Raw genomic sequence first — 26,420 nt, 5'->3', positions numbered from 1 at the left:
ATCCCAGACGCTGTCACAAACATATCCCAGAACACGCCTGGTTCCACTTTTGGGTGAGAACGAGTTGTGACAGTGAATCCGCGACCCGGACCGCTTCCGCCGACCGTTCTCGATCATGCTCCGGGAAAGGGTCGTTTGTGAGAGTGGCGCTGTATCAAACCTGGGCCCACCGGCGGGTGATGTCACGGCGTGAAGGGGTGTCTCAGCCCGGCACGTCCGCTGGTTCGCGGCGAAGTCCCGGACCGCGCCAACCACGCTCCCTGCGATGCGGGCTTTGGGGCCGCCTGTCTGTTCGTCCGGCGGGGCTGCCGCCGGACGAACAGACAGGCTTCGGGAGGCGGATCCACAAACCCGGCGGGGACGTGCTCCGGGGCCGTGTTCGGCGGGGTCAGCGGTCGATGGTGCTCATGTTCGCCACGTCGTGGCGCTCGCCCGCGGCGGGGGTGAGGTTGTTCAGCCGCTCCAGCTGGGCCGGGGTGAGCTCGATGCCGTCTGCGGCGGTGTTCTCCTCGACTCGGGCGACCCGCCGGGTTCCGGGGATGGGGGCGATGTCGTCGCCGCGGGTGAGGATCCACGCCAGCGCGGTCTGCGCCGGCGTGGCGCCGATTTCGGCGCCGATGGCCTGCACCTCATCGACGATTGCCAGGTTGCGCTGGAAGTTCTCGCCGGTGAACCGCGGGTTGGTCTTGCGCCAGTCGTCGTCCGAGAAGTCGTCGACGGAGCGGATCTGGCCGGTCAGCAGACCGTGCCCGAGCGGCGAGTAGGGGACGAAGCCGATGCCGAGTTCGCGCAGCAGCGGGAGGATCTCGTCCTCGACGTCGCGGGTCCACAGCGAGTACTCGGTCTGCAGGGCCGCGACCGGGTGCACGGCGTGGGCGCGGCGGATCGTTGCGGGGCTGGCCTCGGAGAGCCCGATGTGGCGGATCTTGCCCTCGGTGACGAGATCGGCCAGTGCGCCGACGGTCTCCTCGATGGGCGTGTTCGGGTCGACGCGGTGCTGGTAGTACAGGTCGATGTGGTCGGTGCCAAGACGCTTCAGGGAACCCTCGACGGCGGCCTTCACGTTGGCGGCGGTGCTGTCGGTGACGCCCGGGGCCGGGCTGTCGCCGGAGTGGGAGACCACCCCGAACTTGGTGGCCACGACGACCTGGTCTCGGCGGCCCTTGATGGCCTTGCCGACGACTTCTTCGCTGTGGAAGGGGCCGTAGATCTCGGCGGTGTCGATGTGTGTGACGCCGAGGTCGAGTGCCCGGTGGATGGTGCGGATCGACTCGCTGTCGTCGAGCCCTCCGCCGGTCGTGTAGACGCCGGCCATGGTCATGGCGCCCAGGCCGATGCGCGAGACGTCCAGCCCGCCCAGCGATACGTGCTTCATCAGATACTCCCTCTTCCCGGTGGTGCGGTGTGCGGTGCAGCAGGCCCGCTATCCAGGCAACCACCCGCCGACCCGCCGCGGAGGCCCGTACAGGGGCTCGTTCGTCCAGGGGTCCAGCAGTACCCCTTTCGCTGCCCGGCAGGTCCACGGGCACGCCGTACGGTGGATGCATGGACCGCAGCAGCGAGATCCGCGAGTTCCTGCGCACCCGCCGGGCCCGGATCACCCCCGAACAGGCCGGCCTGGCCCCCCACGCCGGGCCCCGCCGAGTTCCGGGCCTGCGCCGCGAGGAAGTCGCCCAGCTCGCCGGAGTCAGCGTCGACTACTACATCCGCCTGGAACGAGGCCGCGCCCAAGGCGTCTCCGAAGCCGTCCTGGACGCCGTCGCCCGGGCCCTGCACCTGGACGACACCGAACGCGCCCACCTCTTCGACCTCACCCAGCCCACCACCACTGCCCGGACCCGCCGCAAACGACCCCTCGCCCCGCAACGAGTCCGCCCCGCCCTCTACCGGGCCCTGGACGCACTCAGCGTCCCCGCCGTCGTCCAGGGACGACGCCTGGACGTCCTGGCCGCCAACCCGCTCGGGTACGCCCTGTTCGCGGACTTCGCCTCCCGCCCGCACCGCGACCGCAACTTCGCCCGCTTCGTCTTCCTCGACCAGGCTGCCCTCAGCCTCTACACCGACTGGGAACGGGTGGCCCGGGACACGGTGGCCAGCCTGCGCCTGTACGCCGGACGCCACGCCGACGACCCTCAGCTCACCGAGCTGATCGGTGAGCTGTCCCTGCACAGCGACACTTTTCGCCGGCTCTGGGCCGACCACGACGTCCGGGCACACACCACGGGCACCAAGCGCCTGCACCACCCGCTCGTCGGCGACCTCACCCTCGACTACGTCGTCCTCGCCGCCGAAGACGACCCCGAACAGAGCCTCGCCATCTACACCCCCGAACCCGCCTCCCCCTCCGCCGAGGCACTCGGCATACTCGCCAGCTGGACCACTACCTCCACCACCGCCGCGCCCGCGCCGGAACAGACCCCGCAGACCCAGCAGACCCAAAGTCCGCCCAGCTGATCTCAGCCGGAGGCGACCGGATCACGCAGGCGCAACGCAGCCAGTACGGCTCCGGCCAGGACCAGAGTCCGGCTGTCACACCGGGACTGCGGCTTCCTGCGCAGTGCGCGGGCCGGGCACCGCCGCCCGGAGGGACAGGTCCAGATCGAGGCGGCTGTTCATGTCCAGCTCGAAGCGGCCGTACGGATTCACATGGGTCCAGAACAGCGGCGACAGCGCCCTGCGGTCCGCGTCGGTGAGTTTGTCCGCCCACTTGGGGTCGGCCAGGACCTCCTGCATCAGCAGCGTGTTGACGTGCACCAGTGCGGACTGGAGCAGGTGCAGCGCGAGCATGCTGACCTCCTGGGACTCCTTGTCCGCACCGGCCAGGTCGCCGTCCTTGCCGTAGAAGAGGTCCTTGTTCGCGGAGTTCCAGTTCTCCACCACCTGCAACCCCTCGTGAATCTCCTGGCGCATCTCCACGTCCGCGAGGTAGTCGCAGACGAACGCGGTCCGTACCGCCCGGCCCAGCTCCTCGATCGCCCGGTACGTCGGGTGCTTGGGCCCGCCCCGGGTAAACCGGCGCAGGACCTGCTCGGCTTCGGCGGTGCCCAGGCGCAGGGCGGTGGTGTACTTCACGACTTGGTCGTACTGCTGGGCGATCAGGTCCCAGTCGATCGTCTTGGTGGAGAGCACCGGGCCCAGGTTCGGCCACTGGCCGTCCTCGCCCGCGGCCGGCCGGTACAGCTTCGCGGAGCCGATGTTCTTCAGCCGGGGCATCAGCTTGAAGTCGAGCATGTAGGCGAAGGCGAACCCGACGATGGAGGCGCCGTGGGTGTCGGTGTACTGCCGGTCGACGTCCATGTCGGTGCAGTGCCGCAGCACGCCCTCGATCATCGAGGCGACCTCGGACGCCGAACAGGACTTCAGCTGGGAGTAGATGCAGACCGATTTCCGCTCAACATACCAGTAGATCATCACGCCGGGGCCGCGGTAGCGCTGGTGCCACTCGGTCATCAGGTTCGAGGACCAGGCGCCGAACTTGCGGCTGTCCGAGGCGCACGCCGTGCCGGTGCCCCACCACATCTCGTCCCGGACGGCGAAGGTCTCGTTCACCAGCTTCCGCAGGGCCGCGCGCATGTTGGCCCGGTTGACGAACAGGTGCCGCACCCGCCGCAGCGTCGCCTCGCTCTCGCCATGCTTGCCGGTCACCGCGACCCGCTTGATCCCCATGTTCGTGCCCAGGCCGAACAGCACCAGCAGCAGCCGGCGCCGCAGCACGTCCTTCGACAGCATCTCGCGGGTTGCCACCGAGGTGAACTCGGCGATGAAGTCCGTGTCGAACTCGGCGTACTTCAAGATGTCCAGCAGGTCGATGGTCCCCCAGCGCCGCTCGATCTCACCCTTGATCGCCACCAGGCTCTCCGGCTCCTCCTGCTTCGCCCGGGGGGAGACCCTGATCCACGGCTCGCCATGCTTCTTCACGATCGCGACCCCGCCCGTCGTGCCCTCCGCAATCGCCTGCTCGAAGCGGTCCAGCGAGGTGCGGAGCTTGCCCTGGAGACCGGCGATGAACTCTCCGGCGTCCTGCGGCTGCCCCAGGGCGGCGTAGTGCACGTCCCGGTTGTCCTCGAAGTCCGCCGGCAGGTCGTCCTCCGGGTTACGCCACCGGTTCGCCCCCACCACCCAGATCTCCCGCCGCCGCATTGCATCCCGAAGCGCCACCAGCACGCACAGCTCTAACGGATACGCTCGACCCGGCCACGCTCGTCCACCACCGCCGCCCGCCACTGCTCCGGCACCACCCCCGCCAGCGGCACGCTCTCCGCCGGGTCGAAGAACGCCCCCTCCTTCAAAGGCTGGTCCAGGTAACGCTGGAGCAGGTCGATCGCGTCCATCACCGGCCGGTAGGCGGTGTTGTTGCCCTTCAGCTCCAGCGCGCCCAACAGCGGCGAGAGCATCCGGCGCCAGTGCGCCGAGTACGACGACCGCAGCACCGTGCGGACCCGGGCCTTGTAGCGAGCCTCGTTCGCCGCGGCCTCCGCCGCCAGCGCTTTCAGCGTCCTCTCCCCGCCGACCACCGGATAGATCACCCGCCGCACCGTGCCGGACGGCTCGGACAAAGCGGCCTCCGCGACCCGCAGCAACATGCCCTCCTTGCCCCGGACCTTCTTCAGCTCGGCGTTGAGCTCCTTGTCGACCTTCCGCTCCGCCCGGGTGTTGATCTTCAGCACGAGCTGGATGAACAGGTCCACCAGCGAGTCGGTGATCTCCGTCTGCCGCACATGGCACAGCGCGGCCAGCAGAGTAAGGCGCCGGGGCGGCTTCATCCGCTCCAGGTTCGCCGGATACTCCTTCGACGCCCGCGCCCGCCACGCATCCACCAGCTTCTCCGACACGTCCGCGAACAAGTCCGCGGGCAGCTCCAGCCGCCGCACCCGCTGGAGCTTGTTCACCTCCGCCAGCAGGCTCTCCAGCCCCGGCGCCCCCGGGTCGGCCTTCAGCTCCGCGAAGTGCGACCGCCCGCCGCCCGACACCGTGCCCTCGCCGTCGGCCCCCTCCTCCGTCTCGTCCTCGCTGCCGACAACCAGGTCCTCCAGGCGCGAGCGCGTCGCGGGCGAGATCCGCTCCACCCTGCTGCGGCAGAACTGGGCCTCGAAGTCCTTGACCGCCTTCCCCACCAGCCGCCCGACCTGCCCCGGGGCCGGCGGCTCGATGCGGCCGTTACGACACCGGGCCACCACCGCCGCCGCCAGCCGATCCCGCGACAGCTCCACCGGACACAACTCAGCGGCCAGCCAATCGGCCAGCCGCTCCTGGTCCTCCTCGGTACTCGCCCGGAACCCGTACGCAGCGCGGATCTCGCCCCGGTGCCGCTGGATCGTCTTGCCCTGTCAGTCGTAGGAAGCCCACTCCTCAGCCGGGACCTTCACCTGCTGAGCCACATATCCGACCGCGGCAGCGGGCACTTCACTGGCCGTATCAGGGAACCGGGCCTCCACCTCGAAGAACTTGAGCAACAACGCGAAGCCGAGCCGAGTCGACCCCGCCTTGTTCCGCACCCTCTTCATGTCGTCTTCGAGCAGCGTCCAGACCTCAATCAGGTCTTCCGGCTCCCAGTCCTGCCGCATCCCACCCCACCCCTCGCCATCACTCGTTCAGCTCAACGAGGCGCCCACCAGGGGGAAACGAGGACCACGACGGTTACTCAGCGCTACATGTCTGTTCGCCGTAGCTATACGAGAACAGGGCCCCGTCGGCGCAGGTCACCGTGATGTTCGCGTCGATCACACGTACCTTCTCGGCGGCGATCACCGACAGGTATGAGCCGTCGGCGAGACGTGTGAGGACAGGGGTACGCCGGTTGCTGCGGAGTCGACCCAGGAACCGGGCGCGGGTCGCGGTGACGGAGGCGAGGAAGTCGTTGCCGTCGAAGCCCTTGTCCCACAGGACGAGCATGTCCGGCCGCAGCAGATGCAGCAAGCGCGAGGCATAGCTGGTCTCGCCCTCGGCGGTGGGGCCGAACACCGCGCCGAGCAAGGCCCGTGTGCCGGTCTCGACCAGCGTCATCAACTCCAGTGTGGGATAGCCGTGATGGGAAGCGCGCCCCAGCCAGGCCCTGTTTCGCCCGGAGTCGGGGACCTTCTGGGAACTGCAGCCGTCGAATGACACAGTCCGGTATGGCCCGAACCGCACACCGGGTGTCGTCGGCCGGGCCAAAGGCCCCGCCGAGAACCTCGAATAACGCCCGCACCGGCGCACTGCCCAGGCGTCGGCGCAGATCACGCAGGGCCTTCGGCGTCGGGGATGCCACCGGCACTTCGGCCAGCCCGGCCGTCAGCTAGCTCCGTTGCCGTTTCATCATGTCCTGCGGGCCCGGGTGATGGCCATCACCCGTACGGTCACAGTGGCCGCGGGCCGGTTCGCGCCCGGGCATCCGGGTGAGCTGACGGCCGTCGTGCCGTTCGAGCTGGTCGACGCGGTCCTGGCGGAGACCCGCTCGATGCAGAGACGCCTGCGTGATCTTCCTTCGCGGGTCGGGATCTACTTCCTGCTCGCGATGTGTCTGTTCCCTGAAGTCGGCTACCGGCTGGCCTGGGACAACTTGGACGACTGCCGGTACCAACGAGCTCCGTTGTTCTGCGTCGGAAATCCTTCAACTGACTTGCGTGACCTGCGAAAACGTTAACTACCCGGCCTTGGGTCAAGGCCCGATCTTGGTCTATCCCCTGGATAGCAGAGGCCCCTCACGCATCTCGACCACCCTTGACAACGCCGTTGAGCTCTTAACTTCGTGGCATTGGATGGTTGACGCGGTCCGCTACCTGGTCACGGGCGGTATCTCCTGGCGGTCGATACCCGCGGACTTCCCCGCGTGGGACCGCGTCTACGCCTTCTTCCGACGCTGGCGCGACAAGGGCTGGACGGCCGAGTTCCACGACCGGCTTCGGGACCGGCTCCGTGAAGCGACCGGCCGCGACCGGGAGCCGACCGCGGGCATCATCGACGCCCAGCCAGTGAAGGCGGCTGCGTCGGTGCCGGCCTCGACCAGGGGCTTCGACAGCGGCAAGAAAGTCAACGGCCGCAAGCGCCACATCGTGGTGGACACCCTCGGCCTGCTACTGGCCGTCGTGGTCACGGCGGCGTCCGTCACCGACCGGGACGCGGGACAGACACTGCTGGCCCGGCTGCGCGAGCGGCACTGGCGCATCACGCTGGTCTGGGCGGATGGCGGCTACACCGGCCAACTCGTCGACTTCGCCCGTAACGTGCTGCGGATCGCGCTGACGGTGGTCAAACGCAGCGACGACACCACAGGCTTCGTCGTCCTGCCGAAAAGATGGCTTGTCGAGCGCACGTTCGCATGGCTGATGCACTCACGCCGCCTGGCCCGCGACTACGAAACCCGCACCGACAGCGCCGAGGCGATGATCAGGTGGTCGATGAGCATGGTCATGAGCCGCCGCGTCGCCCGACGACGGCACTGAACATCCCCGGACGTTCCTGCTCCAACCAGCCCCGCGCGGCCAGGCGTTTCACCTCCAACCGCACGCCCTCCACCTTCGCGGGCACCGGCTCCAGCCCGACCGCCACCGCGAGCCGCCGACAGTCCATCGCCCCGGCACGCGAGCTGTTCTCACCGGTCAGAGCGTCCACGAGTTGCCGGTAATCCGGCGCCAGCGCCGCAGCAGCGAGGCCTTCCCACCACACCGGCACCACCGAGCCGGGCACCGCACCCACAACCCGCGCCGGCCCCTCGCCGACCACCACGACCGGTGACACGTCCTGGCCTCCGCACGGTTCCGCCAGGACCGCGGCCACCGTCTCACGGGCGATCACGAACCGCTCCCACACGGCCTCTGCCTCCCGCAGCTCGGACTGAAGGGCATCCACCCGCTGCCGAGCGGCACGTTCACGCTCCTCCAACAGCCCCATCACCGACGGCATCCGGCACCTCCACCGAAGAGACGACACGACACCTCGTCCATGCCACCGAAACACCGGCCCCATCCCTGACCAGCGGAAACACACCCATCACGCGCGGAAAGACAACGGCTTCTCAGTAACCGGTACGACCTGCGGGCGGGGTCTGGTGGTGGTCTGCTCGCTCATGCTGCCGCCTCTCGTTCCGTCGGGGCTGGGGTCTGGGTGCGGGCGGCGCGGCGCAGCTCGACGCCTCCGGCCCGCCAGTCGGCGGCCGCCCAGTAGGGGTGGGCGCAGAGGTGCCCGGAGAGGGCGATCAGCCGGAGCCGCAGGGCGGTCGTGCCGGCCCCGGCGTGGGCTTGCGCGAGTTCGGCGTAGGTCTGCTGCCATGCCCTTCGGAGGGTGATCAGGCCCTCGGGGAAGCGGAACGGTGGTCTCACCACTCCACTAAAACACGTGTTCGATTTTCTGCGCGAGTCGCCCCGCTGGAGGTCACCCGTCCGTTGTCATGCAACTCAGTCGTCGTGTCATCGAATGCAGCCGAAGGTCTTTGCCACCAGGATGCCGGGGGTACGACCGCCAGCACGTCGTCGGGCAGGAGCCAGCCATGATCAGCGGTGCACATGTCATCCTCTACAGCCAGGACGCCGAGGCGGACCGCGCCTTCATCCGTGACGTCCTCAACTTTCCCGGCGTCGACACAGGCGGCGGCTGGCTCATCTTCAAGCTGCCCCCGGCCGAGGTGGCCGTGCACCCGGCCGACGGCCCGCCCCGGCACGAGTTCTTCCTGATGTGCGACGACCTTGATTCCCAGCTCGGCGAATTCCGCGCGCAGGGCGTCGAGATCACCCGCCCGGTCAGCGAACAGCGCTGGGGCAGACTGACTGCGATCCGGCTCCCCAGCGGCGCCGAACTCCCGCTGTACGAACCGCTGCACCCCATCGCCCACAGCCTGTGACTCCACGGCACTCAGCTGAGCCGACGCATCTCAGGGTGGCCGCGAAGCATCGTTGGCGCCGCCACGACAGAGGGGCCGTCCGCGTCGGAATCGCTTGCGTAGCGGTTCGTAACAGCTCGGCCCATCGCGTGACGCTCGGACGTTGTGTCATCAACCTAGTCGCCGCAGGTCAAAGCGCCGCGACTGCCTGACTTCGATGACACAGGACAACGGGGCACTCGCACAGAAAATCGAACATGTGTTTTAGTTGAGTGGTGAGAGCACCGTTCCGTTTCCCCGAGGACCTGATCACCCTGCAACAGGCGTGGCAGGAGACCTACGCCGCGCTCGCGCAGGCTCCCGCCGGGGCGGGCACCACCGCGCTGCGGCGCCGACTGATCAGCCTGTCGGCCCGCCTGTGCACCCACCCCTACTGGACGGAGCCCGCCGGCTGGCGGGCCGGAGGCGTCGAGCTCCGCCACGCCGCCCACACCCACACCCCGGCGGCAGGACGGAAGGCCGCGGCATGAGTCGGCCCATCGGCGCCGCACCCGCATGCCCCGCGCCCGTCTCGACGGACCCTGCGTCCGCTGCCGCCGGCCCACCACCCGCTACGGAGCAGGTGCCAGCCCGCTGTGCATGCCCTGCCAGCAGGCCCGGCAGGAGCAGCAGACCCGCCCCTGACCGTGACCGCACCCCCGCCGACGAGTCCAGCTCGACACCGGACTGTGGGTATACCGCATAGGCGTCCCCCTCTGCCAGACGACCGAAGGCGGCGGCGTCGAGCCGGCCGAGTACAGCACGTGGGTGACGGCCGCCCAGCTGCGCCCGATCCCCGGTGTTCCCCAGGACCAGGTACCCACCCACCGCAACCCCACCGGCGCGGCGACGTCCCCGGCAACACCGTGGGTGTGGGTCCTCGACGGCCGCACCCGCACCGGGGCCGCCACCGTGCACACCCAGGCGTGTACGCCCAGGCGTGCACGCTCGCCGCCGACCGCGCAGCCCCGGTAAAGACCATGACGGCACTCGACGCCCTCACCCGTTTCGGCACGGTCGCGTGCACCGGATGGGACGCCGCCACAACGCTCCTACCGATCCCCGCCCACGGCCGGCAGGACGCGCACGGCCCCGGAGACTGACCAGAATCAACAGGTCAGACGATGGGAGATCCCTTGTGGGGGCTCCACCTCTACGCATCATCGCGAACGGTCCTGTTCGGGCAGCCGCCGCCCAAGCCAGCGCGTACCGGAGCCTGAAGCACCAGACGCTTCGTGGTGGCAAGAAGTGCCCCTTCAGGTCAGTCCAGGGGACGTGCTGCCGGCAGCCATTCGACTTCGTCGTCGCCGCGTCGGAGATCTCCCCTGAACGTCAGGACCTCACGGCCTACGCCCAGGGCGGTGAGCAGAGTGTCAATCGCTGCCTCGTCGTCCTCCGTTTCGTTGATGACGGACACGATGGTGTCCGTCATCGGGCTGTGCTCCATGCGGTGGAGCGCAAAGTGCACGCCACGGATCTGGATCATCGCGACATCGACGGGGCTCAGTTCCTCCCAGCCCCGCTCGGTCGTCAGCTTCAACCGGCCCGCCACGGAGTCCAGCGACGGTGCAAGGCCTGCCACCACGCGGAATAGACCCGAGATGTACCACCACATGCTTGTCTGCCACGCAGGGTTCGGGTTCGCGCATGCTGAGACAGGTGCATCCAACCAGTCGGCTTCTGGGCCAGGCACATTAAAGTTCAAGATCTTCCACCCCCGCTTTTAACCGCACCCTACTCGGACCGCCCAGCCGAACCCGCAGGGGTCTTTCCCCAGTCGGGGTGCCGACAAAAACCGTGTCACCAGCCGCAAACCGCGGATCTGCTCCGCCGACGCCAAAGACGAGCTGGCCGCACCCTGGATGATGCTGAGGGGCTCAGTCGGACTCGCCAAGTGGAGGGTCTTCGCCTTTCTGGGAAGGTGCGTCAGGCGTCGTAGTCGAACCGGCGACGGGCGGGCGGGGCCAGATGAGGTTGATGGCCCAGGCGGGCGCCGCCCAATCGGCTGGAATCTGTACGTCCGCCGGTTCGTCTGTGATGAGCAGGTACGCGGGCATCAGGTCGGGCATCTCGTACGGAACGCGGACGGAGTCCCATACGCAGCGCACTTCCAGGGACTCTGACCAGTCATCCTTCGACAGTGTGACGGTGGCGCACCACTCCGAATCGACACCTCCGCTCTCCGACACCAACTCAAGATCGAAACCGTTGACGTGGGCGCGCGCGTTCGTGGATTCGTAGCCATCGCCCCCTAGCTCTCCGTCCAGACCCGGGATCAAAGCGAGCCCGTCAAGGAGTTCATCGAAGGCCACGTCTTCATCGTTGTGGGCCATGTCTTCGGCTCGAAATGCCATAGCCTGGCCAGTCTCAGACCGGGCGAGGGTTACCAAGCCCTCGTTGAGAGTGAAGCTGAGTACGTCCCGCACCCAAACCTGAGGAAGGGTCGAAGTATGGGCGATCGATGTCCCGTCCTCGTTGATCCGCCATCCGCTGTATTCCGCGTCGACCAGCAGGAATACCTGAGCCGTGACCAGCCCCCTCCGACTGATCTTCACCTGGTTCATCCCAAGGAAAGCAAGGACGTGACCGAGCTCCACGTTGCGTACCTGGTCGAGCTCCCATTCGTGTATCAACCCGCCAAGATCGACGTCACCGAGGGTCAGGTTGCCTTCTGGCGTCCGGCCTCCCCCGAGCGGCAGGCCCACGACACCCTGCAGAAATTCAACGATGGTGTTCATGATCTCGTCGCTCGGTGCCTTCAGTACGAAGAGCGACTCGTGTAGCGCGTGCAGCGGCACCATGTGCGGCTTCGGTAGGCCCCAGCTGCTGAAAGCCTGGTAGACATCCGCGTCGGCGCCGACAATCACAAAAGAGTCGACCTTGTTGTCGGCTGTCCTCAGAACTTGTCGGAGCCAAGCGCTGTCAGCAGCCCCTGTCTTGACGTCGCTCTTCTTCTTGGCGGGTGGACGTATCTGCACCTGGTCGCGAAGTGCCTCCACTGCTAGGTCGCCGTCGAGATCCAGGATTCGGACCGACGGAGCAAGGCTGCGAAGCGATCCCTCTACAGCGGTCATCACCTCCTCACGCGTCGAGTACGGACCCTCGGCCGGGACGTCGAGCCCGGCTGCTTGCATGGCCTTCCTCGCCTGGTTCGTACTCGCGCGCCATGCCTCCCACGATGAGCCGGCGTGCTCAACGAGCTCCCACAGCACCGGTTCTGGCACCCAGACTTCAAACCCCTCTTCCGCAGCGCGGTTCCCCCAGACCGTGAGAAGTTCCAGGTCGAGTCCGCCGCGGGGGAACGAGTTCGTGTCGAAGACGATCGCACGTAGACCGTGGCGTACAGATTCAGGAAGCACTGGGTACTTTGCGGAAGCCATGAGCAGGACGGTATCTGAGCAGGCATATCGCCGCGGACCTGCTGGGCAGCTGGAGCCTGCCCCCGTGCCCTGAACCACCGGTGCTGTGGTCAGTCACCCGAACCGGCGATGCCACCACACCTGTTGCAGCGACTGACGTTGGCGATCCGCGCGCTGAGCTGCACAAGCCGACCTTCGTCTGCCTCGCGCCACACCGTCTCCCCCAGAGAAACCCCTGTGCATGTCGTGCAGGGTCGCGGGGCAGGCGCAGTACGGAGGCTGAGCGCGTCCGTCCTGCCGCCCGACCTCCCCCGGCTGCGGACGCTGGTCACCTACCCGCGCGGCGAACTCTCCCGCACGGAGCGCGCCCTTGCCGCCGCCGAGGAGCAGCGCGCCCCGTTCGAGGTCGCGCGGCGGCCGGCTCCGCTGCGCCCGGACTGGCTCATCGAGCACGGCATCGGCACCGGCCGCCCGCCCATGCGGGTCCACGCCGGTACCTGCTGGGACACCCGCACCCGCTGCAAGCCGGCGTCCACCGACGCCGCGCGGCGGGCCCTCGCCGAGGGCATCCCCGCCTGACCGCACTGCCGCCCCGACACCGCCGTCGGAGTACTGGAATGACCGCCTACCGCCACGGTGGAGGAACGAGCCCTGCCCTGCGCGTCATCGTCTGCCCGCCCGACGCCCAGGGCGGACGCCGCGTACGCGTCGACGGCGAAATCCCCGGCCCCGCCCTCGGCCCTGGCGACCTCTGCGGCTCAAAAATATCGTCCACCACCGAAAGGGGGCCGGCCGAAGGAGGGGGGACTAGCCACTGTTGCGCTTGTCAGGGCCGCAAGCCCGCCCGCCTGAGTGCGATCTCGGACAGGGCGGCGACGACCTGCTGGTCACCGCGGCGCCAGGCATCCGCGAGGCCGCCCGGCGGGGCGGGGATCGCGCGGAGGTCGCCCGGCGGTCCGGTGAGGGCGCGCAGCGCAAGGAGGTCGGCGCCGTGGGGTCCGCTGTAAAGGCTTCGGCAGGTGGCACAGCGACGCATCCAGCGCACGCGTAGGGGAACCCACACCAGGAGTACGAAAGCCACGGGGACGACGACCAGACCAACCGCGACCAGGAAAGCCAACTGGCTGACTGCGTCTTGCAGGGACTGCCCGGCGTCGGCAAGCCCGGTGCCGGCATCGGCCGCGGACTGGAAGGGCTTCTTCAGCAGGCCGCCGACCAGCGGCACGTCCGAGGCTGTTTGGCCGGCGTCGTGGAGAGCGCCGGCAAAGCCCTCGCCGGCGCTCTCCACCTTTCGTCCCGGCTCGGCCAGGAGCATGATCGCATCGTGGACAGCCAACGCGAACCACACCGCGCAGGCGATGACGACCACGGCCATCAGGTCCGCGAGGATCTGGCGGCTCCGTCGTGCTGGGGTCTGGGCATAGAGAAGCATGGGCTGCTCCGGTCATAGCGTCGAGGCACCGGCCGAGACTGGCGCCAGGGTGTACGGTGCCGGCCACACGGCTCGGCCCGTTACTCGACCGTACGTCGGCCCCGGCCGTGCGACCGCTGTTCACGAATACACGTCCGCACGCCCGTTGCCAGGTTGGCGCAGCAGCGGCGGGCGCGGAAAAGGCGGGTGGGGCACTGCCACTGTCGCCGTTGCCCGACAGCCAGCCGCCCCTTCCCGCCGTGGTGATCAGATCTGGGAACAACCCGTCGGCCACGGCCCCCTCTGTGAACAGCACCGCATGGTGAAGCCAACGGATCGGGATCAGGATGCGGACGGTATGGCAGCCGGGGGCGCCGTCGGTGAAGCCGAAGCGGTTCAGTCCGCAGCGCCGGCCCACCACGCGGCATCCATCCGCCCAGCCTCCCACCCCCGGGCAGCGCCCGGGTGCTGATGCCCGGTCTGCCTGCGGACGGGTGGACTCTGGCCGTGCGGGGCCCACTTGCCCTTGACCCCCGCTGGAAACCCGCCACGGGACGGTAAGACCCGCACCGTCCGCCCTGCTGCGGCAACCCGGCCGGTGCGCAGAATCATCGTGCGATGGCGACCAGGCGGCCGTCGCTCACCATCTGATCCCCCACCCGCAGCTCGGTGGGCGGCACGTCGGCCGCGACCCGCCCCGGCGGAATCTCCACCCTGCCGTCCGCGTCACGGACGGCCGGCTGCGGACCGGCGTGGGTGCAAGCGCGGGGTCGCGGCGTGCCTTCTGATCAGGGGTGCGGCGAGGCGAGTCTGTGGTCTTGCTCGATCAGCTCGCGGTCGCTGCGGAATGCTGTCTTGCCCGCAACGCCGACGACGGCCTCCTTCAGGCTGTGCTCGATCGCGCCGATGTCGCTGAGCTTGCAGAAGTTGACATAGCCCAGCCTGCGGAAGTCGCTCCCGCTCCTGCGGTACAGCCAGCCGGGCAGGGACGGCAGCCCTGTCAGGGCGTCCAGGCGCTCGACAACGTGGGGGCGCAGGCGGACCAGGACGATGCCCATCTCTTCGGTGTACCGGGGGTCGTGGCCCAGGATCCCGACGTACTCGATGTCCTGCCACGGGATGTGGTGAGTTTGGGGCCCGTCCCGCATCGTCAGGCCCGAGCCGTCGACGGTCAGCGCGTAGTCGTACCGTCGCGGCCGCCCGATCAGGATGAGCGCCGGCACGATATGGACGGCGAGGAGGTCGGCGTTGACGAGCCAGGTAACGGGGGCCGACAGGACCGCCAGCCAGAGCAGGCCGAGTCCGGCGCGCTGCAACGGGCTCCGGCGTGGGTTGGCGAGGACGTACTGGTCGCCGACCGTCGGCGCCGGAACGGCTTGCGGCCCGTCGACCACGGCCGGTCCGGTGACGAGGCCGAGGTCGCCGGCCGCGTTGACGGAGCGGCGTTGCGGCCGGGGCAGGCCCAGGCCGGCCAGTTCGCGGTCCACGTGCCGGTAGATGCCGTCGAGGGTGAGCGGTTCCTCCCGGGCGAGCGCGTCGAGCAGGGCCGCGGTGAAGGCGGTGTGGCGGGCGCCGGGCGGTGCGTGCGATGGGGCGGTCGAGGTGGTGGAGGTCAGGGTGTAGGTGCCGGTCAGGTCGACCTGGCCGGCGACGGCGGTATGCGGTCCGGCCATGGCGGCCACCGCGCGTCCCGAGAAGCAGCAGTCCAGCAGCAGGACGCGTGCATGGGCGCGGGCCCGGGCCAGGTCGCGTTGGACGAGTTCCAGCGGTACCGAGGTGAAACCCGGCCGGGCAGGATCGGTGCCAGTCAGCGCCAGGTGCAGCCGGCCGTCGTCGTCGAGGAGTCCGTGGCCCGCGTAGTAGACCAGCAGCATGTCGACGGCCTCGCCGGCGGCCCGCTCCAGTGCCGCGCCGACGGCGCGCTGGTCGCCGGGATCGGACAGGACGTGGCAATGCTCGGGTGCGAGCAGCCCGTGGCGCGGGTGAGTGAGGGCGCGGTGCAGGGCGTCCAGGTCGTTCCGCACGGCGGGGATCGCCGGGAGGTCGCCGTCGGCGAACCGGCTCGCCCCGATGAGCACCGCCCGGCTCGACGGACCGTGCGGATACCGGGGCGCGGTCACTCTTCACCGGACGCGGGCGGCTCGCCGAGGGCGTTGATCTCCCTGATGACTGCCTCGACGTCGCGGGCACGGCGCACGTCAACGCTCACCTGCCGGCCGCCCACGGCCGTGATGGTCACCTTCACGTCTGCCCGCCGCTGTGTCAGCCAGGTGGTCAGCGACCTGGCGAGCACCGCCCCGGCGCTCCCCGAACTCAGGGCGACGGCAAGGACGTCAGCCAGCGCCCCCATATGCCCGGGCGCGGGGGACGGCCGCAGCAGGGACACCCTGCCCCGCAAGGGATCCTCGGCCGCGAGCCAGTCACGGAGCGGAAGCAAGTGGGTGTCGGAGTCTGTGACGGCGAGCCGCAGCTCGCACGAGGCGACACCGGTTAACTCTGGGTCTTCGCTCAATCCGGTCATGCTGCCCATCGTGCCAGGGCACGCCCGTTCACGTCACGGTCGCGTCGTCAGAAGCGGATCCCGGGGCGGTGGGTGGAGGCCGCTGACCTGGAGGCAGCACGGGCGACAGCGCTGGTCCGGCGAAGTGCAAGCAGCCCAACAAGGTCGTCGCCGTCAACCCGGGCACCATGGCCACCCGGCCACGCATCAAGGAGACGCCCCCCGGTGATCCCCCACGGCCGCCCCGCCCTCACCTCGACGACGTCGCCGCCCTCGCGGGCGTCTCCCCCTCCACCATCCGCGCCGACGCCACCACCGGCCTGCTCGACCCCGGCATCGACCGCCACGGCCGCCGCTGGTGGACCCGCGCCGCCGCCGAAGCCCGCACCACCCGCCCCGCCCAGCACAATGGCCGCACCCCGGCGCCAAAGACCGCACACCCCGGCGCACCACACCCGACACACGGCTGCCCGAGATCGCCGCCGCCCTGGACGCCGCCCAGAACGGCACCGGGCCCGCCGTCACCGCGGAATCCCTCGCAACCCGCTACGGCGTCAGCCCGCACCGCCGAACGCCTCCTCGCCAAAGCCTGCGCCACCACCGGCTAGCCGGCGTCCGCGATCCGTAGGACCAGCTTCCCGCGGCCGTGTCCGCCCTCCAGGCGGCGTATCGCCTCGGGTGCTTCGGCCAGCGGGAAGCTCGCGTCGATCACAGGGCGCAGGGTGCCCGCGGCCGCGAGCACGGCGAGCTGCCGCAGGTCCGCCGCCTTGTCCGTGGCCACCAGTGCGCGCATCCGCCGGCCGCCGGACGCTCCGGGCAGAGAGGCCCGCAATTGCCGGTGCAGCGTGCCGAAGAAGCGGCTGCCGCCCTCGCCGCCGACCAGGACGAGCCTGCCCCCGGGGGCCAGCGCCGTCAGGAGCAGCGGGAGCGGCCGGTTTCCCGCGATGTCGAGGACGAGGTCGTGGCGGCTGCCCACGGCCGCGAACTCCTCGCGGGTGTAGTCGACCACGTGGTCGGCCCCGAGCCGGCGCACCAGGTCCGTCTTCCCGGTGCTGCACACGCCCGTGACCTCGGCCCCCTCGGCCTTGGCGAGCTGGACGGCGTACGAGCCCACCGCCCCGCCGGCCCCGATCACCAGCACCCGCCGCGCGGGCCCGGCGGACGCGCCCGCGCGCAGGGCCTGGAGCGCTGTCTGGCCCGACACGGGGAGTGCGGCCGCTTCCGCGAAGCCGAGTCCGGCGGGTTTCGTGACGATCCGGTCCTCACGGACGACCGCGTACTCCGCGAAGGCCCCGGTACCGACGCCGAACACCTCGTCCCCGGGCCGGAACGCGGTCACCCGCGCTCCGACGGCCGCGACGGTCCCGGCGCACTCCGTGCCACGGACCCGGATCCGCGGGTGGCGCAGCCCGACCCCGAACAGCCTTGCCACGGCGGGCAGTCCGGTCATCAGGTGCCAGTCGCCGATGTGGACCCCGGCCGTGTGCACCCGGACCAGCACCTCGCGGGGGCCGGGCACCGGCACCGGCACGTCCGCGAGGCGGAGCACCTCGGCCGGGCCGAAACGGTCCTGCACGATCGCCTTCATCAGCTTCCCGTCCTTCCGCCGCCCGGCTCGCAGGCCCTGGCCTGTCTGCATGCTCTGTCCCGGTGCTCACGGTAGGGCGGGCGGGGGGCCGGGCGAGTCATACCGGCGGACGAACCGCGGTGCCCCGTGGGTCCGGGTGCGGATCAGGGCCCGGTCAGGGGAAGTTCCGGGGTCCCCGGGGTTGTGCGGCGGCCGCCGCCCCCCGGGGGGGGCGGGCGGGGCCGGGGTTCCCAGCCCCGACCTGGGCGGCTCCGGCCCCCGCCGGCCCCGACCCCGGCTCGGCGCGGGTCGGGGCGGGGCGCAGGGAGCACCAGATGTGGTCGGGGAGCACGCGGGCGGCCTGGGCGGGGTCGGTCCCGCTCGTACCCGAATGCCAGCGGCGGGTGGCCTCCGCGACCGGGTCCCCTGACCAGGGCCTCGACGAGTTCCTCGGGGACGGGTGCGATCTCGCCCGCCGCCACGCGCGGCCCCGGCTGCGTCGGCCTCGGCTTGGACCTGCTGGAGCAGGCGTTCCCAGGTTCCGTCGGCCGACCACAGGCGCCGGTCGTACAGCGAAAGGGGCCCGATCAGGACGCAGCAGGCATTCCGGCGGGGTCTGACAGCCCTCGCGCATTGGGTGGAGCGGAAAGGGACGGACCGGCCGGTATCGCGCAGCCACGGCGATGAGGTCACGGTCGAGGGCGAGGCGGAGCCGGTGGTTATGAAGCCGGGCGTGCGGGTCTCCCACACCAAAAGCCGGCGCGACAAGCTCACCGCCGATCAGCTCGCCGCCCTCGCGAAACTCGGCGCGGACTGGGCGTGACAGGCCGCCCCCCCTCGTCGTTGAGCCGAGCGGTCAGCGAAGTGAAGGCCCCGGGGACGTCGTGACCCCCGGGACCTTCGTCATGCCCTCTGGCAACGGACGGCGGTGCAACACCAGCTGCAACCGGGCGTCCAGACCGATCGCTGGCCGGTGTTTGTGAAGACAGCGGTGCAACGCAAGGCGTGTTGCGGCAACCGTGACGCACGGCCGAGCGGGCGCGTTGCAGTCATCGGTATCGCGTCACCGTGTCTATTGGAGGGTGGTATGTGATTCGATAGGTGATTTGCCGTCACCTGAACGTATGGGACTGGGGCATCCCAGCCAGTCGGTGGGCTCGGGTGTGCTGGGCTGAGCATCGTGAGCGAGCGCAAGCCCCACAAGACTGACCTGTCCGACGAGCAGTGGGCGCTGATCGTGCCGGTGATCGCCGCGTGGAAGGCTCGGCAGAAAAGTACCGGGCCGCAAGCGCGGCCTGACCTGCTGCGCTGGCAGGTGCGGGAGAAGGCGCGGCGGAAGGCGGACCCGAGCCTGATGGTGCTCGACACCCAGAGCGTGCACGCGGCGGCAACGGACGCGGCGAGCACCACCACCGCGATCACCAGGCCTGACATGCACGACAACGCCGCCGGTATCGCGCTGCTGGACAAGGTCGCCGCCGACACAGACACCGTTCAGAGTTCGGAGTCGCGGGTGTATTGGGCGATGACGGCGGTGATGCTGAGCCGCTGACCGGGGCCACCGCTTCGGCCTGGCCCAGCGCGTGAGTGGCGGGGAGCTGACCCTCGGGGCGGTGCTGGTGCGGCTGGAGGAGTGGTAACGGGAGATCACCGTGCAGGCCGAGGCGACGAGGGAGCGGATCGCGCAGCTGGCCGCACGGCTGGACGAGCTTGGCCGGGCCGCCGAGGAGGTGCGGATCACCCGCAAGACACTGCTGGAGCTGCCCGATCCGCACCGCCCGGGCCGCCGGCCCCGAAGCTGCCGGACCATCCGGCCCACCAGCAGATCATGGCGGTGTTCGCCGCGGCCGACGCTCCGCTGCGGGCGCGGCAGGTGTGCGAGGTGATGGACCTGGAGATCGCGCCCGACAACATCAACAACACCCGCCCGAAGCTCAAGCGGCTGACCGAGCGCGGAATCCTGGCCGAGACCGAGCAGGGCTTGTTCACCCAGCCACGGCCGTAGCCTGCCGGCGACACCGCGCTTGCCCCTTCCGAAAGCGCGGAACGGACATCAACTTACGCACCGCCGCTCAGCTCCTGAACTGCGTCGATCACGCTGTCCACCACCTCGGTCACCGGCTTGGACGCATCGATGATCGTCGCGCCACGCCTTTCGTAGATCGCTCGCATCCGAGGATTCCACTCCAGGGCCGCTGCGAGCTCTTCGGGATGTTGACCGAATGGGTTCGTAGTGCGGGTCGCGAGCCGGTGGCGGAGCGTGTCCTCGTTGATCACCAGGCACACGATGACGTCGAAAAGATCGCGGACCTCTGCCTCGTTCTCCGCCGACCCACACAAGAACGCGATTCGGAAACGAGACTCCTCGACGAGGGTCTCAACGCGCTCGCGGACGATCGCCCACCCGTATCGATCGAGCCAGCCCTCGGGAACGGGATACGGAGGATCCATCACGACCTCGCCCTTGGCTCGGTCGATCCAGCGACTGAAACCGTCCTCATCGGCGTCGAGCGCGACGTAGCCACGCGCTCGCAACACCCCGCAGACCGTGGACTTGCCAGTCCCCGAATTGCCCGTCACCCACACCACTGTCACGCCGCCAGCGTAGACATCACCACCCTGGGCCAGCGACGTAATCGCCGCGATCAGGCAAGGTGTAGCTTCGACCGAGCGACTGCTCCGGCACAGCCGGTGGATGGCCAAAGCCCCAGCTCAGACACCATGCCACGTGCGTCAAGCACGCCATCGCAACCGGTCACTCAACCCGAGCTGCACCCAAGCCGAAACGGACATCAACTCACGTTCCGCCCTCTTACTGATCGTTTCAGAATGAGCGTAGGCGGCGGAGACAGCTATGGCTGCCAGCTGTTTCTAGCGGGACCGTGGATGCCTGGGGCCTAACGCAGCGCGGCGGCGACCAGTCCTTCGATGGCTTCGCGCGGTACTTCGCCGCCGTTCACCAGTCGGTCGAAGATCAGTCCGTCGATGCAGGTCAGCAGTGTGTGAGTGCGGTTCTCGACGTCGGTTACGCCGCGCTTGACGAGGAACAGCCGGACGGCCTCGCGGCCGGCGTTCTCCCAGGGCAGGAGGATCTCGCGCAGCTCTTTGTCGCGCACGCTTTCGACGGTGCACGCGTGGCGGGCGAGCGAGCGCCGGCGGCCCTCGCCGGTGAGTCGCTGTCGGGTGAGCGTCACCATGCCGTCCACCAGTTCCTCGACGGTACGCAGGGGCGGAAGCTCGTCGGCCGTCGTGTGAAGTTCCGCCTGGTCGAGTTGGACCAGGCGGACGACGAGTCCGGTCAGCAGAGCGGCGCGGGTGCGGAAGTAGGCCGAGGTGGTGCCGGGCGGCATGGCTGCTCTGCGGTCGACCGCACGGTGGGTGAGGCCGCGCATCCCTTCCTCGGCGAGGACATAGAGAGCTGCATCTGCAAGAAGGGTGCGCCTATCCGAAGCCATGACCCCCTTTCTACACCCGTAGAGACTCAGGATAGAGTCGGTTTCTACAAATGTAGAAGAAGGAGGCTCCGCCATGGGCAACACGGCAGTGGTAGTCGGAGGGGGAATTGGCGGGCTGGCCGCCGCAATCGGCCTGCACCGCATTGGCTGGGACGTGACGGTCCTTGAGCGTTCGTCCCTGCTTGAGGACGCGGGGGCCGGCATTTCATTGGCTGCCAACGGCCTGCGGGCATTGGACGAACTCGGGGTCGGCGGGGCGGTTCGGGACGCGTCGCGAGGCCAGTACAGCGGCGGCACCCGGACGCCCCGGGGTGGCTGGCTGGCCCGGATGGACGGCTCGGCACTGGAGAAGGCGGTGGGCACGCCGATCATGGGCATCCCCCGTTCCACCTTGCACCGACTGCTACGCGAAGCATTGCCCGCCGGGGCACTGGCGATCGGCTCCGAGGCGGCAACGGTCGAGCAGGTCGGCCCGGAGACGGTTCACGTCGGCTACAGCACCACGGTCCTGGAGGCCGATCTGGTAGTGGCGGCCGACGGTATCGGCAGCACAGTCCGCGGCCAACTCTTCCCAGAGCACCCCGGCCCGGTCCACAGCGGCTCGACGGTGCTGCGGGCGATCACCGAGCACACGGTCGATCTGCGTACCGACTTCGAGCTGACCTGGGGCCGGGGCGCGGAGTTCGGACACATCGCTCTCCTGGACGGGAGGGCCGAGTGGCACGCCGTCCTCAGCCTCCCCGCCGGTACGCGGTTCGCCGACCCGCTGACCGAACTGCGCCGACGATTCCACACCTGGCACGCCCCGATCCCCGCGCTGCTCGACGCGACCCGGCCCGAGGCGGTGTTGCATCACGACGTGAACGAACTCCGCACGTCTCTCCCTTCATACGTGGTCGGTCGGATCGCGCTGCTCGGCGACGCGGCCCATGCGATGACCCCCAACCTGGGACAGGGCGCCTGCCAGGCCCTGGAGGATGCGGTCACTCTGGGCGCCGCCCTCGATGCCGAGTCCACCGTCGAGGCCGCGCTCGCCCGCTACGACGCCGAGCGCCGGCCGCGGAGCCAGGCCGTCGCAGTGGCCGCCCGGCAGGCCGGGAAAATGGGTCAGCAACTGTCCCACCCGCTGGCCGTCACCCTGCGGAACACGGCGATGCGACTGACACCGTCCCGGGTCGCCATACATATGATCCTGCGTCACCACGCCTGGGTCCCGCCGTCGCTGAACTGATCTGGGCGGTCACGGTGGGCAAGGTATCCGGGTGCGTACTGATCTTGTTCCGGACGATCTGTGGGAGCGCGTGGCCCCGCTGCTGCCGCCCGCTCCCGAACGACGACGTCGCCACCCCGGGCGCCTGCGCGTTCCCGATCGAGTGGCACTCGCCGGCGTGCTGTACGTGCTGCGAACCGGTGTCGCCTGGCGCGACGTTCCGAGGGAATCCGTGGGCTGCTCCGGGGTGACGACCTGGCGTCGGCTGCGGGACTGGACCGAGACTGGTGTCTGGTCGCGCCTGCATGCCGCGCTACTGACCGAGCTTCGACGCGGGGGTCTGCTGGAGCTGGACGACTGCTCCGTGGACGGATCGCACATCCGGGCTCTCAAGGGGGGATCTTGTTGGCCCCTCACCGGTCGACCGTGCCCGTTCTGGCTCCAAGCACCTCCTGATCGTCGACCGCCGGGGAACCCCGCTCGCGGTTACGCTCACGGGTGGCAACCGACACGACGTTACCCAGCTCCTGCCGCTCTTGGATGCCATTCCAACGATTCGGGGGCTCCGCGGACGCCCCCGCCACAGGCCCCGACGGTTGTATGCCGACCGGGGCTATGACTTCGACAAGTACCGCCGCTTGCTGTGGAAGCGCGGCATCAAACCCATGATCGCCCGCCGCGGCGTCGCCCACGGTTCCGGTTTGGGCAAAGTGCGCTGGGTGGTCGAGCGCGCCTTCGCGTGGCTGCACCAGTTCAAACGACTACGCATCCGCTACGAGCGACGCGCCGACCTCCACCAGGGCCTGCTTGAACTGGCCTGCAGCCTCATATGTCTCCGCCGCCTACGAACGTCATTCTGAAACGATCAGGTACAGCGAACGGCCAAGGGCACCGCGGCCTTGGCGCCGGATTCCTCCCAGGCCTTGCAGTCGTTGCGGCTGCCGGCGAGCGGCCGGCCGACTACGACGACCGGGCGGGTGTCGGCGTCGATGACGACCTGGTGGCTGGTGGAGTACCGGTAGTTCTTCGACCGCCCGGCGATGGTGTGGTCGCGGGTGGGGACCAGGGTGCCGTCGACGATGAGCACGGTGTCCTTGGTGAACCGCTTGCGGGGCTGGAGCGCGAGCATCGGCCCGAGGTGGTCCTTGATCAGCACCCCTCGATCCTGTCACCAGCCACTGACACTGTCCGATCCGGGTCGGCAAGAGGGCTGCGTCCGGTTACCGGACAGCACTCAGGCGCTGCGCGCCTGGGAAGAGAACCGCCTCGCTGCGCTCGGCGGGGCTTGGGCTTCGGGCCGGAGTCCTGCGCTTCGCTTCGGACTGCCCTCGGGGGAGGCCCGCTTCGCGGACCTCCCGTGCTGCGCGCGGGAGGTGACCCCGTTTCACGGGGGCCGTGCCTCCGCCCTCTGCTCCGCTCCCCCACCCGGGGGGCAGTACACCTAGAACTGCGTCAGGTAGCTGTCCATGGTGTACCCGCCACTGCGAGGAAGAGTGAACCAGCCGGACTCCATGTAGGCGGGACCGGCACCCTTGTCGAGTGAGCAAGTGTTCTTGTAGTAACCGTTCGCAGGCGAGCTGATCGTGCAGTTCCAGTCGTACGTGCCGGCCGCGAGATAGATGCTTCGCGAACCGTGGCTGTCGGCGTAGCTGTTGCCCGCGTCGGAGGTGGAAATGTCCCACGCGTAGTTTCCGGCCGCAAGGTAGATCGAGCGGCTCATCGAGGCCGAGGCCCCTGCCGTCGGACTACCGGTCAGGTAGAGCGAGCGACTCAGGGCCGCCGTGCCGGCGAATGCCTGAGTAGCCCCGAGTATCAGACCCACGGTCGCCGCAGCGGTCGCAGTGGCCAGACGTCCGATCGAGCGTCGGCTGGTCATGCGGGTGAAGACCCTGCTCCGAGGAGTACAGCGGCGCGCCGCGCAGACCCGCATCCGTGCCGCACAGCATGCACACCGGGAGTCCGCACGGCACCGCCCCACACGGGCCCTCGCACTGGCCCCGGACTGCGGGCCGAGCTGGAGCACCGCGGACTGCTGAGGAAGTGGCAGCCCGTACCGGCCGACTTGTCGTCGCCCTCCCGGAGGCACTGTGGACTCCACTCGCCCGGGGCATCTACTGGACCAACCAACCTCACATCCAGGCCCCACAGGCCTGGACCGCGCCCTTCAGGCATAGGCGAAACCCTCCCGGCCCGGGCCAGGTCGGCCACCTGGTTCGAAGAACCGTCGCAAGGCCACCCGTCACGACGTGGGACGCGTCCTCGCCACCGGTGAGGGATACAGCCGGCCCACCCACCACGAGAAGGGCGCGAAGCCCCGGCGAACTGGATGAACAGCAAGAACGGCAGACTGGGGCCCATGGACTCAGGACTTGCCGCACTGCTGGGCGCCGCCGTCGGTTCCGTCACCACCCTCGGGGCCGCAATCGTCAACGGCCGTGCTCAGGCACGGTCCCAGCACGCCCAATGGAGCCGTCAGCATCGCCGCGACGCCTACGCCGGCTACCTCAGCGCTCTCCATGACCGCGACGTCGCCATGGACGCCGTTCTCGACGCGCTGCGTTCAGACCAACCCGACCTCCCCGACATCAACGAGAAGACAGGCCGTTTCATCACCCTGGCCCGCGAGGTCCACCGCGCCTGCGAAGTCGTCATTCTCGAAGGGCCGGCACCCCTCGCGGAAGTCGCGGAACGCGTGACCAACGCCTCCAGCGATCTCTCGCGCGTCATGCGGCGCCTGGCCGAGAACGCCCATGCGGGAGACACCACCCGTAAGGCAGAAGACACCGCCCTTGCCGTCGAACGAGAGCGAACCCTCTATCAGGCAGTCAAGGACTTCCGCCTCGCCGCCAGCAGCGTTATCGGCGGAACCGCCTGACCCAGGCCTCTCGGCCCCGGTCACCCAGACCGTCAACAGAGACGCTGTCAGCCTGGGAGACGTCAAACGACAAGCTCAAGTAGCTCGTGGGCCTGGTCCTCTTCCTCCTGCCCGTACGGGATGGCGTCGGCCTCGCAGCCGGCGAGGAGTTCGGCGACGACGGTGCGCCGGGTGGGCAGGTCGCGGCGGCAGGTGCCGAGGAGGTTGAGGTATTCCTCCACGGGCTAGCTGGGCGAAGGGGTGCTTGGTGGTCTTGAAGTCGAGCCGCAGGCCGTCGACCACGAGGTCGGCGTCGACGGTGATGCCTGCGCCCGGGAAGGTGGGCCCGCCGGCGCAGTCCTGGGCCTGGGTGCGGCGCGCAGCGCCTCCAGGGGGCCGGTGGTGGCCAGGTAGAGCTGGTGGACGACGTCGTCGACCATGTCCTGGTTGGGGAGCTGCAGGAGCCGGTCGAGGGTGCAGCCGCCGGGGTTCTCCAGCGCGGTGAGGTACAGCTGGGTGCAGGTGAATTCATCCACTGCACGCGAGACATGCTCGAAGCCATTGAGCTCGGGAGGCCATCGGTTCCGACAGACCGAGTCATCTTCCGGGGCCTGGACCTGTTCGCGGTTCCGGCTCGCGAGCTGGTGCGACGCATGGGCGAGTACACCTCGATCGAGGCAGACCCAGACGACCCGGCGTCCTTCGTCGCCTCCGACCTGCTCCTGAGCTTCTGGCGCCCGTTCGCAGCCGACGACGAGCCGGAGGAAGAACAGGGCTACTGCTTCCGCTCGGTCCTGCTGGCACGGCGCGGCTACTACGACACGCCTGTTCAGGCTGCAGAGCGATTCCAACAGAGTTCGTAACTGCCCCGTCAGGCTGCCGGCAGGACTCGTTTCCGCAGCAGTGCGAAGCCAGCCCGGCCGTACATCTGGCGCTTCAGCATCTTGATCCGGTTGACGTGGCCCTCGACGACGCCCGAGCTCCAGGGCAGGGTCAGCCCGGCGGTAACGGCGGCAAGGTCTCGTTCCGGGCCGTTGACGAAGGCGTGGAGGCTGGGGAGATCATCGGCACGGACCGCTTCGATCCACTGCGGGAGCTGGTCGCCTTGGAGTCCGGTGATCATCCTTCCGAAGGTGCGGACGTGACCGGCGAGTGCGTCCAGTTGCCGCAGGTCCGCCGCACCGCTGCACACCTTCTCCGCCCCCACCGCCGGCGGAGATGGGGCAGGTGA

Annotated in this window: 30 protein-coding genes and 5 pseudogenes; 16 read left to right on the top strand and 19 right to left on the bottom strand. The window is 69.3% G+C overall.

Features of this window, described 5'->3' with window-relative positions; genetic code table 11:
* Positions 1–388 precede the first annotated feature (388 nt).
* Positions 389–1,375: an aldo/keto reductase gene (locus OG295_RS39835; RefSeq protein WP_331738862.1), complete on the bottom strand. Its 987-nt coding sequence runs from the start codon at positions 1,373–1,375 to the stop codon at positions 389–391.
* 170 nt (positions 1,376–1,545) lie between these two features.
* Here OG295_RS39835 and OG295_RS39830 point away from each other — a divergent pair, with 170 nt between their 5' ends.
* The gene (locus OG295_RS39830; RefSeq protein ID WP_331738860.1) at positions 1,546–2,454 is read left to right on the top strand and encodes a helix-turn-helix transcriptional regulator; all 909 of its coding nucleotides are present in this window, start codon (positions 1,546–1,548) and stop codon (positions 2,452–2,454) included.
* Between the two features lie 75 nt (positions 2,455–2,529).
* On the opposite strand, the gene OG295_RS39825 is transcribed toward OG295_RS39830, so the two are convergent.
* From OG295_RS39825 to OG295_RS39815, 3 genes and pseudogenes are all read right to left on the bottom strand, one after another.
* Positions 2,530–4,119: a transposase gene (locus OG295_RS39825; RefSeq protein WP_371681523.1), complete on the bottom strand. Its 1,590-nt coding sequence runs from the start codon at positions 4,117–4,119 to the stop codon at positions 2,530–2,532.
* 53 nt (positions 4,120–4,172) lie between these two features.
* Positions 4,173–5,564: pseudogene (locus OG295_RS39820) on the bottom strand (DUF4158 domain-containing protein).
* A 73-nt stretch (positions 5,565–5,637) separates the two neighbouring features.
* The gene (locus OG295_RS39815; RefSeq protein WP_331738854.1) at positions 5,638–6,105 is read right to left on the bottom strand and encodes a transposase; all 468 of its coding nucleotides are present in this window, start codon (positions 6,103–6,105) and stop codon (positions 5,638–5,640) included.
* A gap of 211 nt (positions 6,106–6,316) precedes the next feature.
* Here OG295_RS39815 and OG295_RS39810 point away from each other — a divergent pair.
* Together OG295_RS39810 and OG295_RS39805 are read left to right on the top strand one after the other, a co-directional pair.
* Positions 6,317–6,541 (top strand): annotated as a pseudogene (locus OG295_RS39810) (transposase domain-containing protein); the annotation flags it as partial.
* A 196-nt stretch (positions 6,542–6,737) separates the two neighbouring features.
* Positions 6,738–7,421 carry an IS5 family transposase gene (locus OG295_RS39805; protein ID WP_331738851.1) on the top strand — a complete coding sequence of 228 codons (684 nt, stop codon included), beginning with the start codon at positions 6,738–6,740 and terminating at the stop codon, positions 7,419–7,421.
* Here OG295_RS39805 and OG295_RS39800 read toward each other — a convergent pair.
* Positions 7,387–7,881, bottom strand: coding sequence for a hypothetical protein (locus OG295_RS39800; protein WP_371681522.1), 495 nt, complete (start codon positions 7,879–7,881; stop codon positions 7,387–7,389). The two genes, OG295_RS39805 and OG295_RS39800, sit on opposite strands and share 35 nt — an antisense overlap.
* Before the next feature lie 161 nt (positions 7,882–8,042).
* Entirely contained in the window at positions 8,043–8,297 is a 255-nt protein-coding gene (locus tag OG295_RS39795; RefSeq protein WP_331738849.1) for a hypothetical protein, read from the bottom strand.
* A 167-nt stretch (positions 8,298–8,464) separates the two neighbouring features.
* Here OG295_RS39795 and OG295_RS39790 point away from each other — a divergent pair, with 167 nt between their 5' ends.
* From OG295_RS39790 to OG295_RS39780, 3 genes are all read left to right on the top strand, one after another.
* Positions 8,465–8,815, top strand: a complete 351-nt coding sequence (locus OG295_RS39790; RefSeq protein ID WP_331738846.1) for an extradiol dioxygenase — start codon at positions 8,465–8,467, stop codon at positions 8,813–8,815.
* Between the two features lie 254 nt (positions 8,816–9,069).
* Positions 9,070–9,324, top strand: coding sequence for a hypothetical protein (locus OG295_RS39785; protein ID WP_331738843.1), 255 nt, complete (start codon positions 9,070–9,072; stop codon positions 9,322–9,324).
* A 277-nt stretch (positions 9,325–9,601) separates the two neighbouring features.
* Complete coding sequence (locus tag OG295_RS39780; protein ID WP_371681521.1) at positions 9,602–9,808, top strand: hypothetical protein; 207 nt, start codon at positions 9,602–9,604, stop codon at positions 9,806–9,808.
* A gap of 286 nt (positions 9,809–10,094) precedes the next feature.
* On the opposite strand, the gene OG295_RS39775 is transcribed toward OG295_RS39780, so the two are convergent.
* Positions 10,095–10,448, bottom strand: a complete 354-nt coding sequence (locus OG295_RS39775; RefSeq protein WP_331738839.1) for a hypothetical protein — start codon at positions 10,446–10,448, stop codon at positions 10,095–10,097.
* A 262-nt stretch (positions 10,449–10,710) separates the two neighbouring features.
* Positions 10,711–12,213 (bottom strand): hypothetical protein, encoded by a 1,503-nt coding sequence (locus OG295_RS39770; protein ID WP_331738837.1) that lies wholly within the window; start codon positions 12,211–12,213, stop codon positions 10,711–10,713.
* Between the two features lie 216 nt (positions 12,214–12,429).
* Here OG295_RS39770 and OG295_RS39765 point away from each other — a divergent pair, with 216 nt between their 5' ends.
* Positions 12,430–12,771 (top strand): DUF6233 domain-containing protein, encoded by a 342-nt coding sequence (locus tag OG295_RS39765; protein ID WP_371681520.1) that lies wholly within the window; start codon positions 12,430–12,432, stop codon positions 12,769–12,771.
* Between the two features lie 247 nt (positions 12,772–13,018).
* Here the strand turns inward: OG295_RS39765 and OG295_RS39760 are convergent, their stop codons facing one another.
* The 3 genes from OG295_RS39760 to OG295_RS39750 form a co-directional block, all read right to left on the bottom strand.
* A complete protein-coding gene (locus tag OG295_RS39760) occupies positions 13,019–13,624 on the bottom strand; it encodes a hypothetical protein (RefSeq protein WP_331738831.1) in 606 nt (201 codons plus the stop codon).
* A 767-nt stretch (positions 13,625–14,391) separates the two neighbouring features.
* Positions 14,392–15,723: a caspase family protein gene (locus OG295_RS39755; RefSeq protein WP_331738827.1), complete on the bottom strand. Its 1,332-nt coding sequence runs from the start codon at positions 15,721–15,723 to the stop codon at positions 14,392–14,394.
* Positions 15,720–16,124, bottom strand: a complete 405-nt coding sequence (locus OG295_RS39750; protein ID WP_331738824.1) for a hypothetical protein — start codon at positions 16,122–16,124, stop codon at positions 15,720–15,722. Before OG295_RS39750 ends, OG295_RS39755 begins: the two co-directional genes overlap by 4 nt.
* A 167-nt stretch (positions 16,125–16,291) precedes the next feature.
* Between OG295_RS39750 and OG295_RS39745 the strand changes: the two genes are divergently transcribed.
* Positions 16,292–16,711, top strand: coding sequence for a hypothetical protein (locus tag OG295_RS39745; RefSeq protein WP_331738821.1), 420 nt, complete (start codon positions 16,292–16,294; stop codon positions 16,709–16,711).
* Here OG295_RS39745 and OG295_RS39740 read toward each other — a convergent pair.
* Positions 16,708–17,691 (bottom strand): NAD(P)-dependent alcohol dehydrogenase, encoded by a 984-nt coding sequence (locus OG295_RS39740; RefSeq protein ID WP_331739033.1) that lies wholly within the window; start codon positions 17,689–17,691, stop codon positions 16,708–16,710. The two genes, OG295_RS39745 and OG295_RS39740, sit on opposite strands and share 4 nt — an antisense overlap.
* Positions 17,692–18,385: 694 nt before the next feature.
* Between OG295_RS39740 and OG295_RS39735 the strand changes: the two genes are divergently transcribed.
* The 3 genes from OG295_RS39735 (at position 18,386) to OG295_RS39725 (ending at position 19,675) form a co-directional block, all read left to right on the top strand.
* The gene (locus OG295_RS39735; protein WP_371681519.1) at positions 18,386–18,493 is read left to right on the top strand and encodes a helicase; all 108 of its coding nucleotides are present in this window, start codon (positions 18,386–18,388) and stop codon (positions 18,491–18,493) included.
* A 357-nt stretch (positions 18,494–18,850) separates the two neighbouring features.
* Positions 18,851–19,222, top strand: coding sequence for a hypothetical protein (locus OG295_RS39730; protein WP_331738818.1), 372 nt, complete (start codon positions 18,851–18,853; stop codon positions 19,220–19,222).
* A 276-nt stretch (positions 19,223–19,498) separates the two neighbouring features.
* The gene (locus OG295_RS39725; protein WP_331738815.1) at positions 19,499–19,675 is read left to right on the top strand and encodes a hypothetical protein; all 177 of its coding nucleotides are present in this window, start codon (positions 19,499–19,501) and stop codon (positions 19,673–19,675) included.
* Between the two features lie 53 nt (positions 19,676–19,728).
* Here OG295_RS39725 and OG295_RS39720 read toward each other — a convergent pair whose 3' ends face one another.
* Positions 19,729–20,265, bottom strand: coding sequence for an AAA family ATPase (locus OG295_RS39720; protein WP_371681518.1), 537 nt, complete (start codon positions 20,263–20,265; stop codon positions 19,729–19,731).
* A gap of 302 nt (positions 20,266–20,567) precedes the next feature.
* A complete protein-coding gene (locus tag OG295_RS39715) occupies positions 20,568–21,125 on the bottom strand; it encodes a TetR family transcriptional regulator (RefSeq protein WP_331738809.1) in 558 nt (185 codons plus the stop codon).
* Between the two features lie 73 nt (positions 21,126–21,198).
* Here OG295_RS39715 and OG295_RS39710 point away from each other — a divergent pair, with 73 nt between their 5' ends.
* Positions 21,199–22,356: an FAD-dependent monooxygenase gene (locus tag OG295_RS39710; RefSeq protein ID WP_331738807.1), complete on the top strand. Its 1,158-nt coding sequence runs from the start codon at positions 21,199–21,201 to the stop codon at positions 22,354–22,356.
* A gap of 31 nt (positions 22,357–22,387) precedes the next feature.
* A protein-coding gene (locus OG295_RS39705; RefSeq protein ID WP_331738804.1) for an IS5 family transposase occupies positions 22,388–23,195 on the top strand; the annotation gives its coding sequence in 2 pieces (ribosomal slippage) (positions 22,388–22,728 and positions 22,727–23,195; 810 coding nt in all).
* A gap of 29 nt (positions 23,196–23,224) precedes the next feature.
* On the opposite strand, the pseudogene OG295_RS39700 reads toward OG295_RS39705, so the two are convergent.
* Together OG295_RS39700 and OG295_RS39695 are read right to left on the bottom strand one after the other, a co-directional pair.
* Positions 23,225–23,485: pseudogene (locus OG295_RS39700) on the bottom strand (transposase); the annotation flags it as partial.
* Positions 23,486–23,776: 291 nt separating this feature from the next.
* Positions 23,777–24,211, bottom strand: a complete 435-nt coding sequence (locus OG295_RS39695; RefSeq protein WP_331738801.1) for a hypothetical protein — start codon at positions 24,209–24,211, stop codon at positions 23,777–23,779.
* Positions 24,212–24,512: 301 nt separating this feature from the next.
* Here OG295_RS39695 and OG295_RS39690 point away from each other — a divergent pair.
* Positions 24,513–24,665, top strand: a pseudogene (locus OG295_RS39690) (transposase); the annotation flags it as partial.
* A gap of 26 nt (positions 24,666–24,691) precedes the next feature.
* Positions 24,692–25,210 carry a proline dehydrogenase gene (locus tag OG295_RS39685; RefSeq protein WP_331738798.1) on the top strand — a complete coding sequence of 173 codons (519 nt, stop codon included), beginning with the start codon at positions 24,692–24,694 and terminating at the stop codon, positions 25,208–25,210.
* A gap of 62 nt (positions 25,211–25,272) precedes the next feature.
* Here OG295_RS39685 and OG295_RS39680 read toward each other — a convergent pair whose 3' ends face one another.
* Together OG295_RS39680 and OG295_RS39675 are read right to left on the bottom strand one after the other, a co-directional pair.
* Positions 25,273–25,431 (bottom strand): hypothetical protein, encoded by a 159-nt coding sequence (locus tag OG295_RS39680; RefSeq protein ID WP_331738795.1) that lies wholly within the window; start codon positions 25,429–25,431, stop codon positions 25,273–25,275.
* 3 nt (positions 25,432–25,434) lie between these two features.
* Entirely contained in the window at positions 25,435–25,725 is a 291-nt protein-coding gene (locus OG295_RS39675; protein WP_331738792.1) for a hypothetical protein, read from the bottom strand.
* A 12-nt stretch (positions 25,726–25,737) separates the two neighbouring features.
* On the opposite strand from OG295_RS39675, the gene OG295_RS39670 reads away from it, so the two are divergent.
* Positions 25,738–26,052 (top strand): hypothetical protein, encoded by a 315-nt coding sequence (locus OG295_RS39670; protein ID WP_331738789.1) that lies wholly within the window; start codon positions 25,738–25,740, stop codon positions 26,050–26,052.
* An 8-nt stretch (positions 26,053–26,060) separates the two neighbouring features.
* Here the strand turns inward: OG295_RS39670 and OG295_RS39665 are convergent.
* Positions 26,061–26,351, bottom strand: a pseudogene (locus OG295_RS39665) (transposase); the annotation flags it as partial.
* Positions 26,352–26,420: the final 69 nt, after the last annotated feature.

This window comes from Streptomyces sp. NBC_01276, assembly GCF_041435355.1.
Lineage (GTDB): Bacteria > Actinomycetota > Actinomycetes > Streptomycetales > Streptomycetaceae > Streptomyces.
The sequence above is the reverse complement of the archived record's forward strand: the minus strand, read 5'-3'. Positions and strand labels throughout refer to the sequence as shown.

Excerpts from the sequence above, each read along its gene's own strand:
- OG295_RS39835 (WP_331738862.1), bottom strand. The coding sequence starts at position 1,375 with ATGAAGCACGTATCGCTGGGCGGGCTGGACGTCTCGCGCATCGGCCTG.
- OG295_RS39830 (WP_331738860.1), top strand. The coding sequence starts at position 1,546 with ATGGACCGCAGCAGCGAGATCCGCGAGTTCCTGCGCACCCGCCGGGCC.
- OG295_RS39805 (WP_331738851.1), top strand. The coding sequence starts at position 6,738 with ATGGTTGACGCGGTCCGCTACCTGGTCACGGGCGGTATCTCCTGGCGG.
- OG295_RS39800 (WP_371681522.1), bottom strand. The coding sequence starts at position 7,881 with ATGCCGTCGGTGATGGGGCTGTTGGAGGAGCGTGAACGTGCCGCTCGG.
- OG295_RS39790 (WP_331738846.1), top strand. The coding sequence starts at position 8,465 with ATGATCAGCGGTGCACATGTCATCCTCTACAGCCAGGACGCCGAGGCG.
- OG295_RS39775 (WP_331738839.1), bottom strand. The coding sequence starts at position 10,448 with ATGTGGTGGTACATCTCGGGTCTATTCCGCGTGGTGGCAGGCCTTGCA.
- OG295_RS39770 (WP_331738837.1), bottom strand. The coding sequence starts at position 12,213 with ATGGCTTCCGCAAAGTACCCAGTGCTTCCTGAATCTGTACGCCACGGT.
- OG295_RS39760 (WP_331738831.1), bottom strand. The coding sequence starts at position 13,624 with ATGCTTCTCTATGCCCAGACCCCAGCACGACGGAGCCGCCAGATCCTC.
- OG295_RS39750 (WP_331738824.1), bottom strand. The coding sequence starts at position 16,124 with ATGACCGGATTGAGCGAAGACCCAGAGTTAACCGGTGTCGCCTCGTGC.
- OG295_RS39745 (WP_331738821.1), top strand. The coding sequence starts at position 16,292 with ATGGCCACCCGGCCACGCATCAAGGAGACGCCCCCCGGTGATCCCCCA.
- OG295_RS39740 (WP_331739033.1), bottom strand. The coding sequence starts at position 17,691 with ATGAAGGCGATCGTGCAGGACCGTTTCGGCCCGGCCGAGGTGCTCCGC.
- OG295_RS39725 (WP_331738815.1), top strand. The coding sequence starts at position 19,499 with ATGGCGGTGTTCGCCGCGGCCGACGCTCCGCTGCGGGCGCGGCAGGTG.
- OG295_RS39715 (WP_331738809.1), bottom strand. The coding sequence starts at position 21,125 with ATGGCTTCGGATAGGCGCACCCTTCTTGCAGATGCAGCTCTCTATGTC.
- OG295_RS39710 (WP_331738807.1), top strand. The coding sequence starts at position 21,199 with ATGGGCAACACGGCAGTGGTAGTCGGAGGGGGAATTGGCGGGCTGGCC.
- OG295_RS39695 (WP_331738801.1), bottom strand. The coding sequence starts at position 24,211 with ATGACCAGCCGACGCTCGATCGGACGTCTGGCCACTGCGACCGCTGCG.
- OG295_RS39685 (WP_331738798.1), top strand. The coding sequence starts at position 24,692 with ATGGACTCAGGACTTGCCGCACTGCTGGGCGCCGCCGTCGGTTCCGTC.
- OG295_RS39670 (WP_331738789.1), top strand. The coding sequence starts at position 25,738 with ATGCTCGAAGCCATTGAGCTCGGGAGGCCATCGGTTCCGACAGACCGA.